Origin of the sequence: Nitrospina gracilis 3/211 (assembly GCF_000341545.2) — a bacterium.
GTDB classification, from domain to species: domain Bacteria; phylum Nitrospinota; class Nitrospinia; order Nitrospinales; family Nitrospinaceae; genus Nitrospina; species Nitrospina gracilis.
Window position 1 is genome coordinate 2819215 of sequence record NZ_HG422173.1, and the last position, 17386, is coordinate 2836600.

The window sequence follows — 17386 nt, forward strand, 5'->3', positions numbered from 1 at the left end:
GATCATCTTGCCATCTCTGCGGTGGCGCGATGGTGTTCCAGCAGATGGTCCGCCAGGCTTCGCTCGGCATGGGTGAGTTCCGCCGTCTCCCACATTCCGTCAAAATGCGTGGTCATACCCGTACGGAATGCGTCTCGCACGGTTTGAAACGCGATGGGATGCCCCGTAATTTCATTGAGTGTGGTGGTGGAAGCCTTCAATTTTTCCAGGGATCCGGTTACAACCCCCGAGTGGCGGTGGAGTAAAAGGGAATGAAACAGGTCGTGATCGGTGGTGATCAGCACCGACCCGTGCTGCAGAAACGCCTGTTGCGTGCGGCGTTGGGCGCTGCCGACCAGTTTCCTTCCATGAACGGTGATTTCACAATGGTTGAGCGACGCAAAGCAGGCGGGCGAACGCTCCCGCCGCGTGGTTCCATACTGCTTTTCCTTGTTGATGTGGGCATCGGCAATGTGAAGTTCACGGAGGCCGCGCAGCAACGCCTGGCTTATGACGGAGAACGTGGCTTTGAGTCCGCCGGAGAACAACGGATGCGTCACCGGACCCACCATGGAATACGTGAGTTCCTCCAGGTGCAACAGGGCACGCCCACCTGTGGGGCGCCGAACCCAGCCAACGTTTTTTTCCCGGCAACGCAGTAGATCGATCTCCGCTTCCAATGGCTGTGAGTATCCAATGGAAAGCGTAGGGTGGTTCCAGCCGTACAGGCGGAGCGTCGGCACAAAAGACGGATCGCTCTCGCAGGAGCGAAGCAGAGCCTCGTCGACGGCCATGTTCCAGGCCCCGTTTTGCTTGTCGTCTTCAATGTACCGCCAACGGTTCACGCCATTCCTCCGGCATTTAATTTTGACTGGTTATTTTTCCTTATTATAGAATCCAAAGAAACCCGTTTTTTATATATAGGTGAAAAACGGCCCAATAACAGGCTCATTTCGCAATTTCATGCTCCTCCAATTTTCATTCAGGCACATAAAAACCGTGTTTTTTGCAGCCATGGTTTTTTCCACCGACGCCTCTTTTGCGTTTGAGAGCCTGAAAGGTCACGCCACCGCCAAAACCACCTGCCAGACGGCGTGCCATCAACCGGAAAACCTCGTGCGCGCCAAACTCGACAAGTTCGACAAAACCGAATGCCGCGCCTGCCACTTAGGCCCCGGGACGGTGGCCAAACAAAATCCATTCAGTACGCAATCTTTGCATATCCAACCTGAGGATGCCATCCCCAACCGCCGGGTGCGATCGTTGCGTGGACCGGTACTGGCGGGCAAAGCCACCGGCAGCGGAGGAAACAAAACCGCATCGTCCGGAAAGTCCATTCCCGGCATGGTGTATGTTCCCGCAGGCGAGTTCATCATGGGCTCCAACGACCGCTGGGACGACGAGTCGCCGGAACACATTGCATTGACCGAAGCGTTTTATATCGACCTGTTTGAAGTGACCAACGGGGATTACCGGGAATTCGTGAAAGCCACCGGCCACGAAGCGCCGTTTCACTGGCCGGACGGCAATCTGCCAAAAGGCAAGGAGAAACACCCTGTCACTTACGTCAACTGGCTCGATGCAGATGCGTACTGCAAATGGAAAGGCAAGCGCCTTCCCACCGAACAGGAGTGGGAAAAGGCCGCGAGGGGTGAAGATGGAAATATCTATCCCTGGGGCAACGTATGGGTGCTCACCAAATCCAACAACCCCTACAAAGGCTCCACCGGTACAGAACCCGTCGGCAGTTATCCCGATGGACGCAGTCCCTACGGCCTGTTCGACATGTCCGGCAATGTTTGGGAATGGGTGGACAGTTACTACCTGCCGCACCCGGGCAACCCAATTCCGAAAGCGGAGTACGGCCGTGAAAAACGCATTCTCAAGGGGGGATCGTGGTTCGACTGCCTGTCTTACGGTTGCGGGTTGAGCGCACCGACCTTCAACCGCGCCTTCTTCAATCCGGAGGTGCGCAACAACAGTTTCGGTTTCCGCTGCGCTCTGTCCGCAAAACCGGAGAAATCCGTACAATCCCAGTCGCCCTGACGGGCGGAATAAGGAACGCACCCATGGGCAACCGATTTCGCGAACGCAACCGGGAATTGCAAGATGCCGGGGAGCGTTACAAAGTTCACTGGTTCCGCAAGGTTCTGGTCTGGCTGCTCATCATTGGCTTCTGGATTCTTTTTTACTGGAGCCGGTCCTGACCCACATCTCCCCTATTTGAGGCGGGATTCGCGCTGGTTGAATTGATGCCGGAGGATGGCAGGGTGCTCGTTCAGCAAATCCAGAGGCGGTTGGGGCGACGGATTCAACTTCAGCATCGTTTTCCCTTTGACATCCAGCAGGACCCGCGTTTCGGGAACGGGTTCGGTTTCCAGCTGTTCCTCTACCTGCTCCGGCGGGAGGGTTTCCGATTGGCCCACCGTCTCCATGACGATTCGGGGCGGCAGCCCCGTGGCCCCCGAATGAAAAAGCACACCCTTTTTATAAGGGGACGCTAATTCCTCAGAAACGTTTCCATATTCAGGCAAATCATCGAGAGGCAACAGGTGCGGTTCCGGGATAGGTAAGGTATTCAGGCGGAATGTCAACCCCTTGTCCGGCTCGAACCGTCCGATCTCAAACCCCCGTCCGGCCAGCACCAGACCTTTGTCATGCACGCGGGTGGATCGAGGTACAGGGCGATTCTTTTCGACCCAAAGCGATCTTTTGGGAGGAGATTGCAGGACTTCCGGCAAGAGTTCGTATCGATTAATCTGGCGGTAATCGGATTCAGTCTGGGTGACCCGCTCCTTCACGGGGTAGTTTTTCGGTTTCGGCTGAAAACGTTGTTGCCAGTCCGGTGGCAGGGTGGAAGTCTTTTCTTCTTTTAAAGGTTCGGGGGAAAGGGGTCCCGGACCGGGCTCCGTGTACAACTGGGCCACGATGGGAGGAAGATCCACCGGTTCCAACCGGGCGTTCCAGACGAGGAACGCCAATCCTCCAGCCAGCCCCACAAGCACCTTCCACGTCGTTGAGCTGACTTGAATAGGCTTGGGCGGCGCAGGAGGAGGAGCCGTTTTCTCCTCCTCGAAATAATACCGGCGCTGTGGTTTTTCCTCCGGGGGAGGTTCCTGAGTCAGATCCATAAATTGCCTATCAATCCAAATGAGTCCTTTTTCCCCATCGGCTAAATGAAGGAAAACGTGACTCCCAACCCAATAAGGATGGAAGAAAAGTTTTGGGTATTCGGGATCCCTCTACCCCGATCCCTTCAAAAGGCCCGGGTCAGACAACACCCCCTGGTTCAGAGGCTGGCATGGTTCTTGCTTTTATTTCAATTATAAAGACCCGCGTCAAAATTTTGAACCCAATTCAACTGGAACCTTTATGACTACAATGGATACCGCCATGGCCAAAAAACCAGATCTCAAGCAATACCTCGACCCCACCGGGGTGCAGGTGTTAAAAAAACGGCTCGTCGCCGGACAGATCACACCGACGGTTTTTAAACAAACCCTCACACGGCAGATGGTGAGCCAGTTTTTCCTGGAATACACACACCCTGTGGACCGGGCGTGGGAAAAAATGACCGGCATTTTGAGACGGGAGCGGTCGCTGATCCGTCACACGGCAAAAAACCGGAAACAATTGGAGGATGCCGAAACCGGATTCAGCCAACCGTTTCCCCTGCCCAGTTCAAAAAAATGCAGTGAGTGAGTGAATGACCCTCCATAAAAGGTCTGCCCCACAAGGGGTACTGCATCACCCGCTGCCAGTTGGGTTTCTGGCGATGCGTTGAAATCCCCGGTCAATTTTGCTAGTAATGGAAAACAGCCCGTATTCTACAAGTCCCTCAGGGGTATCGGGCTGTTTTTATTTTTGCAAAGGAGGCCCTCCATGGATTTTGAGTCCCTCATCCATTCCATCATAGAAAACCATTCCTACATCCTGCAGGCCTTCGTTGTCGTTTTCGTGACGCTCCTTGTGGACTATTTCCAGAAAAGGGCGTTCGACCGGCTTCAGAAGCGTGCCGAAAGGTCGGCAAAAATCTGGGATGGAGCCTTGATTGATGCCGTTCGCAAACCGCTCCGGCTCGCCATCTGGACCATCGGCGTCTACACCGCTTCGGAAGTCATCGAGGAGGAAATCAGTTCCGTCGTGTTTGAAATGATGGGGCCGGCACGGGACACGCTGATCATCGGCAGCATCACCTGGTTCATCGTGCGGCTGATCAAAAACGGCGAAGAAGTGTTCTTGGAAAAAAGGGAACCAACCTCGACCGCACCACTGCCGACGCCATCGCCAAGCTGCTGAAACTGTCGGTGGTCATCACCGCCTTTCTCGTGGTTCTGCAAACTCTGGGATTCAGCATTTCCGGGGTGCTTGCTTTCGGCGGCATCGGTGGTATCGCCGTCGGTTTCGCCGCGCGCGACCTGCTCGCCTAATTTTTTCGGGGGATTGATGATCTACCTCGACCGCCCCTTTGTTGTGGGTGAGTGGGTGCGTTCCCCCGACCGCGAGATCGAGGGGGTGGTGGAACACATCGGCTGGCGGCTGACACGCATCCGTACCTTCGACAAACGTCCGCTTTACGTGCCCAATGCGGTGTTTGCTTCCATCACCGTGGAGAACCCCAGCCGCATGGAGAACCGGCGCCTCCATGAAACCATCGGCATCCGCTACGACGACGTTTCCAAAATGGGAACCATCGTGGAAAAGGTCAAAACCATGCTGGAGAACCATCCTGAAATCGATACGGGCAGAACCCTGATGGTCAACTTTGATAAATTCGCCGCGTCGTCTCTTGATTTTTTCATTTATGCCTTCACCAAAACGACCGATTGGGAGCACTATCACGAAATCAAGCAGGACATTCTGCTGAAAATCATCAACATTATCGAAAAAGAGGATGCCGAAGTGGCCTTTCCCACTTCGACAATCCATCTGGCCAACGGCTGGAAGGTGCCTGCGGAAGAATCCGCAGCCCCTGCAAAAGGGTACCAATGATTTAATAAGGACCTGGTGTTGCAGGCGAATTGCCGCAGCCAAATCAAATTGACAACCCCGGAGGCGATTTGTAAACTGTGCTGGCCATAAGGACCTTTATAGCCGTTCTCGTTCCGTCCATCACGCTCAACACCCTCAGCGCCATTCAGGACCGATTCAAAAAACTGGGGTTGCATGCGACCTGGACACGACCCGGAAACATTCACCTGACCTTGAAATTTCTCGGGGACACCGACCCCCAACGCATTCCTGAAATCACCAAGGCACTGGACGGATTGGCCGCTGGGCACAGGCCGTTCCAGGTTTCGCTGGGCGGCTTGGGCGTGTTTCCGGGATGGAAAAAACCCCGGGTGGTCTGGGTCGGGTTGGATGACCGGGATGGGCATCTGGCCTCGCTGCAGTCAGGCGTGGAAAGCGCTGTGGAACGTTTGGGCTGGCCGCGGGAAAATCGTCCGTTTTCTCCACACCTCACGCTGGGTCGCATCAAGTCCCCGAAAGGATGCGAACGATTGAAAAGGGAAATGGACGATCTGGGCAATATGGATGCAAGCCCGTTCCAGGTCGCATCGTTCAGCCTGATTCAAAGCGAGTTGACCCCCAAGGGTTCGAATTACACGGTATTGAAGGAAATCTCACTTCAGGGCCGGAGTCCGGACCCCTGAATCGTACGCACCTTACCTTTCTATTAGGAGACGCCATGTCCATCGATCCGGATAAGGAAAAAGCCCTCGACCTCGCTTTTTCTCAAATTGAAAAGCAGTTCGGTAAGGGATCCATCATGAAGCTGGGTCAGGGTGAAGCGCAGAAGGTCGCCACCATTCCCACCGGTTCCCTTTCGCTCGACGCGGTATTGGGGATCGGGGGCGTGCCACGGGGCCGCGTGATCGAAATTTATGGACCGGAGGCGTCGGGAAAAACCAGCCTCACCCTGCACATCATTGCCGAAGCGCAGAAGGCGGGCGGGGTCGCCGCATTTATCGACGCCGAACACGCGCTCGATCCGCAGTACGCGCGCAACCTGGGTGTCAACCTGGAGGACCTTTTGTTGTCCCAGCCCGATACGGGCGAGCAGACGCTGGAGATCGCCGAGGTGCTGGTGCGCAGCGGCGCGGTGGACGTGATCGTCATCGATTCGGTGGCGGCGCTGGTGCCGAAGGCGGAGCTGGACGGCGAAATGGGCGACTCGCACATGGGACTGCAGGCCCGGCTCATGTCGCAGGCCATGCGCAAACTCACCGGCGTCATCAACAAATCCCGCACGGCGCTTATCTTCATCAACCAGATCCGAATGAAGATCGGCGTCATGTTCGGCAGTCCGGAGACCACGACCGGCGGCAACGCCCTGAAATTCTATTCCTCGGTGCGACTCGACATCCGCCGGATTTCCGCGCTGAAGGACGGTGACAAGGTGATCGGCAACCGCACGCGTGTGAAAGTGGTGAAAAACAAACTCGCGCCTCCCTTCCGTGAATGCGAGTTCGACATCATTTACGGCAAGGGCATCTCCCGCTACGGCGACCTGCTGGATCTCGGCGTGCAGAACGAAATCATCCAGAAAAGCGGCACATGGTTTTCCTTTGGAGACGAACGCATTGGCCAGGGCCGCGAAAACTCCAAGAACTTCCTGGAAGAGAATCCCGACATCGCGCAAAAAATCGAAACCCAGATCCGGCAGAAACTGGACCTGCCGGTTCACGGAGCCCCTCCCACCGAAAACAGTGGAAATAACGGAGGAGAAGAAGTGGAGCCGAAAACTTCCGGTAAAGGCAAAAAGAAGTAGTCCACGCGGGACCTGCCTCCGATGCCGGACGACGACGCACTCAAACAGGCCCGCAACCGGGCTCTCCGTTTCCTCACCTACCGCGACCGTACGGAGCGGGAAATGCGGACCTACCTTCTGGGTAAGGACTTCGATGCCCCCACTGTGGATTTGGTCGTCGACTATCTCAAACGCCTGGGCTATCTGGATGACACCCGCTTTGCCCTGCAATGGGGCCGCTACCGCATCGAAACCAAACGGTTTGGCCGTTTTCGCCTGCAACAGGACTTGCGCCTGAAAGGGCTTGCCGATTCCATCGTCGGGGAAACCCTGCGCCAGCTTTATGGCGAGGTCGATGAAAAAGAACTGGCCCGCGAAGCGGCCGAAAGCAAACTGGTTAAATGGAAAAACCTCGATAAGCAGAAACAAAGGCAACGCCTCGCCGGCTTTCTGCAACGCAAAGGTTTCACCAGCGAAATCGTATTTGATACGGTAGAACGATTGATTCCTTACTGATTCTGCCTGACAATGGAAGTGGCGGTGGTTGTGCCGGATGACTCCTTTTCTCGTTGAGCCCGCATGGATTTCTCCACATTCGCTCTCATTCCCCCTCCCCTGCTGGCGGGTATCGGCTTCTTGTTCGGCCTGGTGATCGGCAGCTTTTGTAATGTATGCATTGCGCGCCTTCCCAGGAAGGAATCTGTCGCCTTTCCCGCTTCACACTGCCCCCACTGCAAAACCCCCATCCGCAAGCGAGATAATATTCCCGTCCTGAGCTACCTGATTCTCGGCGGCCGCTGCCGGAAATGCAAGGAACGTATCTCGCCGGTGTATCCGGCTGTGGAGCTGGTGACAGCTCTTTTATGGGCCGGGGTGTTGTATAAATTCGGTTTCACATGGACCAGCGCGATTTTCGCGATCGTCATGCCGACTCTCGTCATCATCACCGTCATCGATATCCAGCACCAGATCATTCCCGACAAGATCACACTTCCCGGCATCGCGTTTGGTTTGGTTGCGGGCACCTACCTGAATGGTTTCATGGATTCCCTGATCGGGCTGGTGGTGGGGGCGGCCTGTTCCTGTTTCTGGCAGAGGTGTATTTCAAGGTACGCGGGGCAATGGGCATGGGCGGCGGCGATATCAAGTACATCGCCGCGGCGGGAGCGCTTCTGGGATGGGCTCAGGTGCTGCTCGTCATTTTTCTCGGAGCGATTTCGGGAGCGTTGTTCGGGGCGCTCGGCATGACAACCAAAAAACTTAATTTCCTGAGCCGGATTCCTTTCGGGCCGTTCCTCGCCTTGGCCACGGTTATTTCCATTTTCTTTGGGGATGACATTTTAGGCCTTTACCTGAGCCTCATGGTTGTGGAACAATAGCCCGCATCCTGAAAATTCTTAGCTGAGGAAAACCATGGAATCGCGTGACGAGAACCTGGAGCCCGATCGTTCGTCCGAAAACGGCGAAGACGGCTCCCCCGCCCCTTCCCCGATAGAAGAAAACGACAACCAGGAAATCGGTGCCGCCCCAAACGAGACCCACCCGGAATCCGAGGTGGAAATCCTGCGTGCGGAAATCAGAAAAAACCGGCGGGAAATCACGGTCGTCAAAACCATGCTGTACATCAGCATCCTCGCCGTCCTTGGGGTCACCTTTTACACCATCAACAAAACCCAGGTTTTGCACCTCAAGGACTTGGGAACGCAGTTGACGTTGTCCCAGAGCCAGGCATCTCTCAATCTCGGCGTCAAACAAAAGACCATGGACGAAAGAATCAAGGCGCTGGAGACGGCCCTTCAGCAGGTCCTGCTGGACATGTCGAAAAAGCCGGAGCCACCCACCCCGCAGATCGACCACCCCGGACAGGTGAACCGGTTGGAAGAAACCATGACCGGTATCAATGGATCGCTTTCTCTGTTAAAACCGGAAAGCCCGATGGTCCGCGCGAAAGTGGAGTTGGTAAAAGAAAAGACCGAGGATATGGTTAAAACATACAAGGAAGTTCTTCAGGAACCCACACCCTGATCACGAGACGGTAAAAATTTCGTCGAGCCGCTTCCCAACATCCTCATCCAATTCCCACCCAATGGCCTGAACGTTTTCTTCCACCTGCTTTTCGTTTTTGACGCCGATCAAGGCCGTCGTTACCGCGGGCTGGCGCGTGACCCAGTTGATCGCCACGTGCGTGCAGGTTTTCCCCAGTTCACCAGCAACGTTTTTCATTTTCTCCACTTTCTCCACATTGCGCTCAAACGCCTCACCCGTAAACTCGCCGATGATTCCCTTGCTCCGCCAGTCTTTGAACCTGGTGTCCTTGCCGTACTTGCCCGTCAACACGCCGGACGCCAGCGGGCTGTACGCCACCACGCCAATACCGTTTACCAAACAGAACGGTACGATTTCTTTTTCGATCGACCTTTGCAAAAGGCTGTATTCCGGCTGCAGGGAGACAATTGGCTTCACTTCCAGACACTCCTGCATCTGCTGGACATTGTAATTGCTGACACCGATGTGTCGGATCTTGCCCTGCTCTTTCAGCCGCATCAGGGCTTCCATGGTCTCGGCCTGCGGCGTGTCCACATCGGGCCAATGCACCTGGTAGAGATCGATCACGTCCGTCTGCAAACGTTTGAGGCTCAGTTCGACTTCCTCTTCGATCGACGCCCGGGACGCCACCTTACGAATGGAGCCCAATGATTCTTTTTCCCAACGCAGGCCACATTTGGTGGCGTAAACCAGTTTGTCACGGTGCGGTTTCAGGGTTTTTCCTATAATTGACTCCGAATGACCGAATCCATATACCGGAGCGGTGTCGAAAAAATTGATTCCCAGTTCCACCGCCTTGAGGAGAGCTTTCTCGGAGGCACGGTCCCCTTCTGTCGTCCAGAAAGGCGAACCGCCGATACCCCACGCACCAAAACCCAACACCGAAACCTTCAAATCGCTCGATCCCAACTGTCGATATTCCATGCCTTCTCCATCTATCCAGAAGTTTTTATTTAAGATTTCCGCACTGTCTGGTCTAATATTGAACCATGGACCTCAACAGGGTCAAGCCGCCATGCATGGCAGAAACCAAAAAAAGACAACGCTGACGCACACGCATCATGAAATCCCTTCTCCGGGTTTTGGGCTACCTGAAACCTTACAAACCTTACGTGGCATGGACTCTGGGATTCGCCATCCTGACCACCCTTCTGGACCTCGTTCCGCCCTGGCTCATCAAGATCATTGTCGATCAACTGGTGGAGGAACAATCCGGCAGTGCGATCTACTGGGTCGTGCTGGTTCTCGTCCTGTCCTACTTCGGCCGTAATTTTTCAAACTACAAACGCATCCGCCTCAACAACGAGCTCGAGCAGAAGGTGGTTTTCGACCTGCGGTCGCACGTGTACCGCTCCCTGCAGAAGTTGTCGCTCAAGTATTACGAAAACCGCGCCACCGGTGAGATCATGTCGCGCGTGAATGATGATGTGACCTACGTCGAGCGCATCTTCATCGATGGTATCGAGCAATTGGTCACGGCCGTCCTGACGCTCATCGGGATCACCATCATCATGTTCTTCCTGCACTGGAAACTGGCACTGGCATCGATGATCCCGATCCCCCTGCTGATCCTGGGTGCGTGGAAGTACACGTTCAAGGCGCACGACCTGTACCACATGGTGCGTGAACGCGCGGCGAAGATGAACGGTATCCTGCAAGACACCATCTCCGGTATGAAGGAAACCTTCGCCTTCAACCGGCAGAACCACGAAATCGAACGGTTTGAAAAACGGAGCGACGCCTATTGTAAAGGGACGCTGGAGGTGATGAAGCTGTGGGCGTATTACTCACCCAGCATGATGTTCCTGGGGTCGATGGGTACGGTGCTGATCGTGCTTTATGGCATCGGCCTGGTGCGTGGTGGTGAAATCACCGTGGGGACGCTCGTTGCCTTCATCGGCTACCTCGCCCTCTTTTATACCCCCATCAATCAATTGCACTCGCTCAACCACATGTTGCAACACGCACTGGCCTCCAGCGAACGGCTGTTCGAAATCATCGACGCCCAACCGGAAGTGAAGGAACCGGAAAACCCCGTTGTGCCCTCCATCCACGTGCGTGGTCACATCGATTTCCGCGACATCCATTTTTCCTATGTGGAAGGAAAGGAAGTTCTGCACGGCGTTTCTTTTGACATAGAGCCGGGAGAGACCATCGCATTGGCGGGACATACGGGAAGCGGCAAATCGACGCTGGTCAAACTGCTCATGCGGTTTTACGATCCCACGGCGGGTGAGGTGCGCATCGACGGCTACCCGCTTCGCGAACTCAGCCTGTCGTACCTGCGCGAGCAGATCGGGCTGGTGTCGCAGGAGCCGTTCCTGTTCAACGGAACCGTGGCCGACAACATCCGTTACGGCAACCTTGAGGCTTCGGATGAAGACATCCGCCGCGCTGCGAAAGCGGCCAATGCCGCGGGCTTCATCGAAAAGCTGCCCAATGGATACGATACGTTGATCGGAGAACGGGGTGTGAAGCTGTCCGGTGGGGAACGCCACCGACTCGCCATCGCCCGCGTTTTCTTGAAAGATCCGCCCATCGTGGTTCTGGATGAGGCTACAGCATCCGTCGATTCGGAAACCGAGTTGCAGATCAAGTCAGCGCTCGGCGAGCTCATGGCTCACAGAACCACTCTCATCATCGCGCACCGTCTGTCCACGCTGGAGGATGCGGACCGCATCGTGGTCCTGCAGGAAGGCACACTGGTGGAATCGGGAACGCATGAAGACCTGATACAGGGAAACACCAGTTACGCGAATCTGTTCCGGTCGCAACTCCACCTTTAATTCATATTTATCCGGAAATGATCATTCCTTCACCGGGCCGGTGACGAACTCGCCCAGATTGCGAAATTTTTCCTGCCGCTGCTCAACTAGCTGTTCGGCGCTCATCTGCGTCAACGCGTTTAGATGCACACGAAGGGCCTTTTTGAGCAGGATGGTGGCGCGTTTGTGATTGCGATGCGCGCCGCCGAGAGGTTCGGTCACAATCTGATCGATGACCTTCAAGGTGATAAGCTGTTGCGCGGTCAGGCAAAGCGCATCAGCAGCCTGCTTCACCTTTTCTTTATCATCCCACAAAATTGACGCACAGCCTTCCGGCGAGATCACGGAATACACTGAATGCTCCAGCATGAGCACGCGGTTGCCCATGCCTATGGCCAACGCACCGCCACTGCCGCCTTCGCCGATGATGGTGGCGATGATCGGCACCTTGAGCCCCGCCATGACAAACAGGTTCTGGGCGATGGCTTCCGACTGGCCCCTCTCTTCCGCATCCACGCCCGGATACGCACCGGGGGTGTCGATGAACGTCACGATGGGCAGGTTGAACTTTTCGGCCATCTCCATCAGCCGCAAGGCCTTGCGGTAGGCGGACGGTTGCGGCATGCCAAAGTTGCGAAGCAGTTTTTCTTTCGTATCGCGACCCTTTTGATGACCGATGACCATCACAGTGAGGTCACCGAATTTCGCCATGCCGCCGATAATGGGAGCACCCAGTCCCCCATGACGGTCGCCGTTCAGCTCCTGGAAATCGGTGAAAATCCCGTTGATGTAATCGAGCGTGTACGGTCGCATGGGGTGACGTGCGACTTGGGTCTTCTGCCAGCCGTCCAGGTTATTGAACGTGTCGTACTTCATACGCCGAAGCTTTTTCCTGAGTTTGGCGATTTCGTGAGAAATGTCGCCGATGCTGTCATACATGTGCGACAGCGAAACAAGCTCGCGAATCTGGTTCTCGACCGCAAAAATTTCCTTTTCAAATTCGAGTATCTGCGCCATGAGTCGTGTCCGGGATCAGTAAAAGCCGAAGATGGGATAAATGAGGTTTTTGAGATAAGGAGACTGGTCGAGAGCTCGCGCTCCCTCGAAGCCGATACGGTTCTGCCCCAGCCGGAGCATTTCCAGCTGTGACAGGTGTTCCGCCTTCGCCAGCGCAAACGCGCCTTCATCGCCGATGTAATTGAAGTTCAAATCCAGATTTTTCAAATTACCCAGGGATTCGGATTTGGCCAGCGCTTCCGCCCCGCGGTCCGTGATGTAATTGCCCGCCAGGCGGAGCGATCGAAGCTTGCTCACTTTGGAGGAGTTGGCAAGCGCCACAATGGCCTCGTCCGTCAGGTTGTTGTTGCTCAGGTTCAATTCCTGAATCTCACTGATATAGGGCGACTCCAAAAGGATCATCACCCCTCGATCGCCTATGTAGTTCTTCTCAAGATTTTCAAGAGAATCGGTTGCCTTCCATTCCTCGATCTTCTGCCGCAGGCGGAAATCCTTCAGCGCCTGCGCACCTTCCTTGCCCAGCTTGTTGTAAGCGAGGCCGATGTGCACCAGTCTTTTGAAACTGGAAGAGTGGAGGATCGCCAACGTGCCCGCATCCCCCACTTCATTGTAGTTGAGATTGAGATCAAGAAGCCCCGAAAGCGTTTGCGACTCCGCCAGGGCCTTGGCCCCCGCATCGCCGATCTTATTGTTGAACAGGTTCAGCGTCTCCAGGTTGCCGAGATACGGAGACTCCGCAAGGTAACGTGCCCCGACATCGGTCACACCGTTGTTTTCAATCGACAACTCTTTCAGGTTTTTCAGGTAACGTGACTGCGCCAGCGCACGCACCCCTTCGTCGCCGATATCCCCTTTATAAATCTTGAGCACCGTGATGCTTTCCAGAAGCGGGGAGTTGGCGAGGAACTTTGCGCCGGACTCATGAATGATTTTTTCATTCAGCTTGAGCGACCGGTCATTACGGCGCAGTTTCTTTTCTATATATTGCCCAAGATCTTCCGGCGTCATTTCCCAGACCGCGCCAGAGGTCATGATCCCGAGGCCCACCCACAACAAAAGTGCCTTGCAGGTCGATTTCATGTTTCGATCTACCTTCCAGAATGACAAAAGCTCGCTAACATACATTATGTCCTTATTTTAGCAAGCGCTTTTATTTGTTTTCAATCTCATTCAGGCGTTTTTCCAATTCCCTTAGTTTCTGCGCCATTTCCGGCAGTTTGGGAAACATCGTGACATATTTTTTCCATGACATGCCGGAGACGGCAGGACTGCCACCGTAAAATCCCGCGTTCGGGATGTCCTTGCTCACACCCCCCTTGGCGGCAACGATCACCTGATTGCCAAGAGTCACGTGATCGGCCACCCCCACCTGGCCGGCGAGGATGACATGGTGCCCCAGTTTGCAACTTCCCGACAATCCCACCTGCGAGACGAGGATGGAGTGCGGGCCGATGTCGCAATTGTGCGCGATCTGCACAAGGTTGTCGATTTTCGTTCCCTGCCGGATGACGGTTTCGCCGAACGCCGCGCGGTCGATGCAGGTATTCGCCCCGACCTCGACGTTGTCTTCAATGACCACCCGGCCGACCTGCATGATCTTCACATGTTCGCCTTTCTCGTTCGGCGTGTATCCAAACCCGTCCGCCCCGACCACCACACCGGCGTGCAGGATGACATCGTTGCCGATCCCCGTATCGCGATACACGGTGACGTTGGCGTGCAGGATGCAGTCGTTGCCGACACGGCTCCCATCGTGCACCACCACACCAGGGTACAGCACGGTGTTGTCGCCGACGGTCACGTTTTTGCCGAGGGTGACAAAGGGAAACACGGTGACATTTTTGCCAAGCTTCGCTGTTGGGTCCACAGCAGCGCGCTCGTCGATGCCGGGTTCGGGTTTCGGCTCAGGATGAAACGCGGCGAGGGTTTTGGCGAACGCAAGCTGGGGCGCGGGATGAATGACCTGCACCATGCCGGTTTCCATCGGTTCCTTGACCAGCACCGCCGAAGCCGGAGACGTTGCCAGCTTGTCCTTGTATTTTTTATCGGCGAGGAAGGTGATGTGTCCGGCCTGGGCATGGTCGAGTCCGCACGCATCGGTGATGTCGATCTGGTCGTCGCCTTGCACGGTGCCGCCCACCTGCGCGATGATGTCCTTCAGTTTCATACTGCCTCTTGGGTGTGAAAGGTTACAGAATCAATTCCTTGTCGATCGGTTTGATCTCGCCGTCCACCAGCTGCAGGACCCGGTCCAGGCTTTTGGCGATGCGTGGACTGTGGGTGACGATCACGAACGTCTGGTTGGACTTCTTGTTGAGATCGCGCACCAGGTCCATGAATGCATCGCTGGACTTTGAGTCGAGATTGCCCGTAGGCTCGTCCGCCAGCAAAAGATCCGGTTGGTTGACCAGGCTCCGCGCCAAGGCCACCCGCTGCGTCTCACCGCCGGACAACTCCCCCGGCTTGTGGTGCAAGCGGTCTTTCAATCCCATCTGAGTGAGCAGGCCCACGGCTCGATCGCGAAGCTCCGCCTCCTCCTGCCCGGAAATGAGACCGGGAAACAGCGTGTTCTCCAACGCGGTAAAATCCGGCAACAGATTGAAGAGCTGGAATACGAATCCAATGTGCCGGTTGCGGAACTGTTCGAGGAAACCGTTTTTCTGCGCGAAAATGTCCTGACCGCGAAACTCGACTTTCCCTTTCTGCGGACGGTCGAGTCCACCCATGATGTGCAACAGCGTGCTCTTGCCCGCACCACTGGCGCCGACGATGCCGAGGATTTCGCCTGTCTTCACCTGCAAGTCGGCGTCCTTGAGCACCTCGACCGACTCCGAGTTGCGCCGGTAGGCTTTCCAAACACCCGTCACGTTGAGCAGAATGTCACCGCGGGAATCATTCATAACGCAAACCGTCCGCCGGGTCCAGCCGCGCCGCCCGCCACGCGGGATACAGCGATGCCGCAAAACAGATGAGAATCGAAAACACGATGATCAAAAACGAATCGAAATACTGAATCTCCGACGGCAGGCGGTCGAGATAATACACGTCGCTCGGAAACGCCTGGATGCGGAATACCGATTCGATGAACCCGACGATCTCATTCAGGTTGGGCACGATGGTGAAGCCCGCCACCACCCCCAGCCCGGTGCCGACCAGGCCGATGATCAGTCCCTGCATGCTGAAAATTTTCATGATGCTTCCGCCGGTCGCGCCCATGGATTTCAAAATCGCGATGTCCTTGGATTTTTCCATCACCACCATGAACAGCGTGCTGATGATGTTGAACGCGGCGACGAGAATGATGAGGATGAGAATGATGAACATGGTGATTTTCTCCAGCTTGAGCGCCGAGAACAAATTCTTGTTCATCTGCATCCAGTCGCGGGTGATGTAGGGGAACTCCAGCTTTTCCTGTATCGCTTCGGCGGTTTTCCATGCGAGGTCAATGTCCTCCACCTTGATCTCCACGCCCGTCACCGTGCCCTTCATATTGAACAGCTTTTGTGCGGATTCGATCGACACGAACGCGAGGTTGGCATCGTATTCATACATGCCGGACTCGAACAGCCCCACCACCTGCACCATCTTGATGTTCGGGATGACACCGAGCGGCGTCATGCGCACCGAGGGCGCGAGCATACCAATGACATCTCCCACCGACGCGCCGAGCGAGCGTGACAACTCCACCCCGAGAATGATTCCCTGCCGGTGGATGCTTGATTTTCCGGCGGTCGAGCCCGCAAGATCTTCCAGCTTGCCCTGAACCATGTTCTTTTCAAGATCGGAGATGTCACCCTCGCGTTTGGGATCGACACCGCGGACCACCACACCGGAGGTGCGCTGGCCGTAGGTGAGCATCACCTGCTTGAGGATGAACGGCGCCGCCGCCTTCACCTGCTCGACTTCCTTCACCGTGCTCACGATTTTTTCGTATTTGGCAATGCCCTCGCGCTCGAAACTCGTGACGACGATGTGGCTGTTGGTGCCGAGGATCTTGTCGCGCAGGTTTTTGCTGAAACCGGACATGACGGCGATGACCACGATGAGCGCCATCACGCCCAGGGCCACCCCGCCGACAGAGATGAAGGTGATGAGGGAGATGAACTTGTGGGATTTCCGGGAGCAGAGGTACCGCCAGCTGACTCGTAATTCGTAACCCATGACGATGGCAAGTGAGGTTGACCGAAACCGGACCGCGGTCCGGATGATTAGAGTACGGCGTTCAGGATTCTTTTTTCAACTGCGGGAACAGAATCACGTCCCGGATGGACGGAGAGTTGGTGAACAGCATGGCCAGGCGGTCGATACCGATGCCCTCGCCCGCCGTCGGCGGCATGCCGTATTCCAGCGCGCGGATGAAATCGAGGTCCATCCAGTGCGCTTCCTCGTCTCCCGCGTCCTTTTGCGCCACCTGCTGTTCGAAGCGCGCTTTCTGGTCGATGGGATCGTTGAGCTCCGTGTAGGCATTGGCCAGCTCCCGGCACCCGACAAAAAACTCGAAGCGCTCGACCAGGTTCGGATCGTCTTCCTTTTTCTTGGACAACGGCGACAGTTCCAGCGGGTAGTCGATGATGAACGTCGGCTGCACCAGTTTTGGTTCGACAAAGTGATCGAACAGCTTGCCCTGAACCTTGCCCAGCGTGTCGCGTTTTTCCAGCGGCACCTTGTGCTCCAGCGCATAGCCGGTGATCTTGTCGTAATCCTGAAGTACGTCCGCAGGCACGCCCCCCAACTCGGTGATGGACTGAAAGAACGTGTACCGCTGAAACGGTTTCGACAAATCGAGGGTTTCGGTACGGCCTTCCTTGTCGTTGATCGTACAGGGGAA

18 protein-coding genes and 2 pseudogenes are annotated in these 17386 nt (G+C 55.6%); 11 read left to right on the forward strand and 9 right to left on the reverse strand.

The features are described 5' to 3' along the window. Positions 1–2: 2 nt before the first annotated feature. Entirely contained in the window at positions 3–824 is an 822-nt protein-coding gene (locus TX82_RS13500; protein ID WP_005011840.1) for a lipoate--protein ligase family protein, read from the reverse strand. Between the two features lie 169 nt (positions 825–993). Here TX82_RS13500 and TX82_RS13505 point away from each other — a divergent pair, with 169 nt between their 5' ends. After that, entirely contained in the window at positions 994–2025 is a 1032-nt protein-coding gene (locus TX82_RS13505; protein WP_144079182.1) for a formylglycine-generating enzyme family protein, read from the forward strand. A 23-nt stretch (positions 2026–2048) separates the two neighbouring features. After that, positions 2049–2186 carry a hypothetical protein gene (locus tag TX82_RS16410; protein WP_005011844.1) on the forward strand — a complete coding sequence of 46 codons (138 nt, stop codon included), beginning with the start codon at positions 2049–2051 and terminating at the stop codon, positions 2184–2186. 12 nt (positions 2187–2198) lie between these two features. On the opposite strand, the gene TX82_RS13510 is transcribed toward TX82_RS16410, so the two are convergent. Beyond that, a complete protein-coding gene (locus tag TX82_RS13510) occupies positions 2199–3110 on the reverse strand; it encodes a hypothetical protein (RefSeq protein WP_005011845.1) in 912 nt (303 codons plus the stop codon). A 262-nt stretch (positions 3111–3372) separates the two neighbouring features. Here TX82_RS13510 and TX82_RS13515 point away from each other — a divergent pair, with 262 nt between their 5' ends. From TX82_RS13515 to TX82_RS13545, 8 genes and pseudogenes are all read left to right on the forward strand, one after another. Further along, a complete protein-coding gene (locus TX82_RS13515) occupies positions 3373–3681 on the forward strand; it encodes a hypothetical protein (RefSeq protein ID WP_144079183.1) in 309 nt (102 codons plus the stop codon). 180 nt (positions 3682–3861) lie between these two features. Continuing rightward, positions 3862–4971: pseudogene (locus TX82_RS17225) on the forward strand (mechanosensitive ion channel family protein). 77 nt (positions 4972–5048) lie between these two features. Further along, positions 5049–5633, forward strand: coding sequence for an RNA 2',3'-cyclic phosphodiesterase (thpR, locus tag TX82_RS13525; protein WP_005011851.1), 585 nt, complete (start codon positions 5049–5051; stop codon positions 5631–5633). 35 nt (positions 5634–5668) lie between these two features. Beyond that, entirely contained in the window at positions 5669–6751 is a 1083-nt protein-coding gene (gene recA, locus TX82_RS13530; RefSeq protein WP_005011854.1) for a recombinase RecA, read from the forward strand. Between the two features lie 21 nt (positions 6752–6772). Further along, on the forward strand, positions 6773–7246 hold the full coding sequence (locus TX82_RS13535; RefSeq protein ID WP_005011855.1) for a regulatory protein RecX: 474 nt from the start codon (positions 6773–6775) through the stop codon (positions 7244–7246). A 63-nt stretch (positions 7247–7309) separates the two neighbouring features. Continuing rightward, positions 7310–7738: pseudogene (locus tag TX82_RS17075) on the forward strand (prepilin peptidase); the annotation flags it as partial. A gap of 119 nt (positions 7739–7857) precedes the next feature. After that, positions 7858–8109 (forward strand): prepilin peptidase, encoded by a 252-nt coding sequence (locus tag TX82_RS17080; protein ID WP_275450590.1) that lies wholly within the window; start codon positions 7858–7860, stop codon positions 8107–8109. A 34-nt stretch (positions 8110–8143) separates the two neighbouring features. Continuing rightward, positions 8144–8755 carry a hypothetical protein gene (locus TX82_RS13545; protein ID WP_005011857.1) on the forward strand — a complete coding sequence of 204 codons (612 nt, stop codon included), beginning with the start codon at positions 8144–8146 and terminating at the stop codon, positions 8753–8755. Here the strand turns inward: TX82_RS13545 and TX82_RS13550 are convergent, their stop codons facing one another. Beyond that, positions 8756–9700 (reverse strand): aldo/keto reductase, encoded by a 945-nt coding sequence (locus TX82_RS13550; protein ID WP_005011858.1) that lies wholly within the window; start codon positions 9698–9700, stop codon positions 8756–8758. Between the two features lie 137 nt (positions 9701–9837). Here TX82_RS13550 and TX82_RS13555 point away from each other — a divergent pair, with 137 nt between their 5' ends. Beyond that, positions 9838–11562, forward strand: coding sequence for an ABC transporter ATP-binding protein (locus TX82_RS13555; RefSeq protein WP_005011859.1), 1725 nt, complete (start codon positions 9838–9840; stop codon positions 11560–11562). A 21-nt stretch (positions 11563–11583) separates the two neighbouring features. On the opposite strand, the gene TX82_RS13560 is transcribed toward TX82_RS13555, so the two are convergent. The 6 genes from TX82_RS13560 to TX82_RS15810 form a co-directional block, all read right to left on the reverse strand. Next, positions 11584–12558 carry an acetyl-CoA carboxylase carboxyltransferase subunit alpha gene (locus tag TX82_RS13560; RefSeq protein WP_005011860.1) on the reverse strand — a complete coding sequence of 325 codons (975 nt, stop codon included), beginning with the start codon at positions 12556–12558 and terminating at the stop codon, positions 11584–11586. Positions 12559–12573: 15 nt separating this feature from the next. Further along, entirely contained in the window at positions 12574–13638 is a 1065-nt protein-coding gene (locus tag TX82_RS13565; protein ID WP_052338282.1) for a leucine-rich repeat domain-containing protein, read from the reverse strand. Positions 13639–13708: 70 nt separating this feature from the next. Next, positions 13709–14725 (reverse strand): UDP-3-O-(3-hydroxymyristoyl)glucosamine N-acyltransferase, encoded by a 1017-nt coding sequence (gene lpxD / locus TX82_RS13570; RefSeq protein WP_005011867.1) that lies wholly within the window; start codon positions 14723–14725, stop codon positions 13709–13711. Positions 14726–14747: 22 nt separating this feature from the next. Next, on the reverse strand, positions 14748–15458 hold the full coding sequence (locus TX82_RS13575; protein WP_005011870.1) for an ABC transporter ATP-binding protein: 711 nt from the start codon (positions 15456–15458) through the stop codon (positions 14748–14750). Continuing rightward, the gene (locus TX82_RS13580) at positions 15451–16719 is read right to left on the reverse strand and encodes a lipoprotein-releasing ABC transporter permease subunit (RefSeq protein ID WP_005011880.1); all 1269 of its coding nucleotides are present in this window, start codon (positions 16717–16719) and stop codon (positions 15451–15453) included. Before TX82_RS13580 ends, TX82_RS13575 begins: the two co-directional genes overlap by 8 nt. A gap of 61 nt (positions 16720–16780) precedes the next feature. Next, positions 16781–17386 (reverse strand): amino acid--tRNA ligase-related protein (locus TX82_RS15810; protein WP_042251321.1); only part of this gene is annotated, 606 nt, incomplete at its 5' end.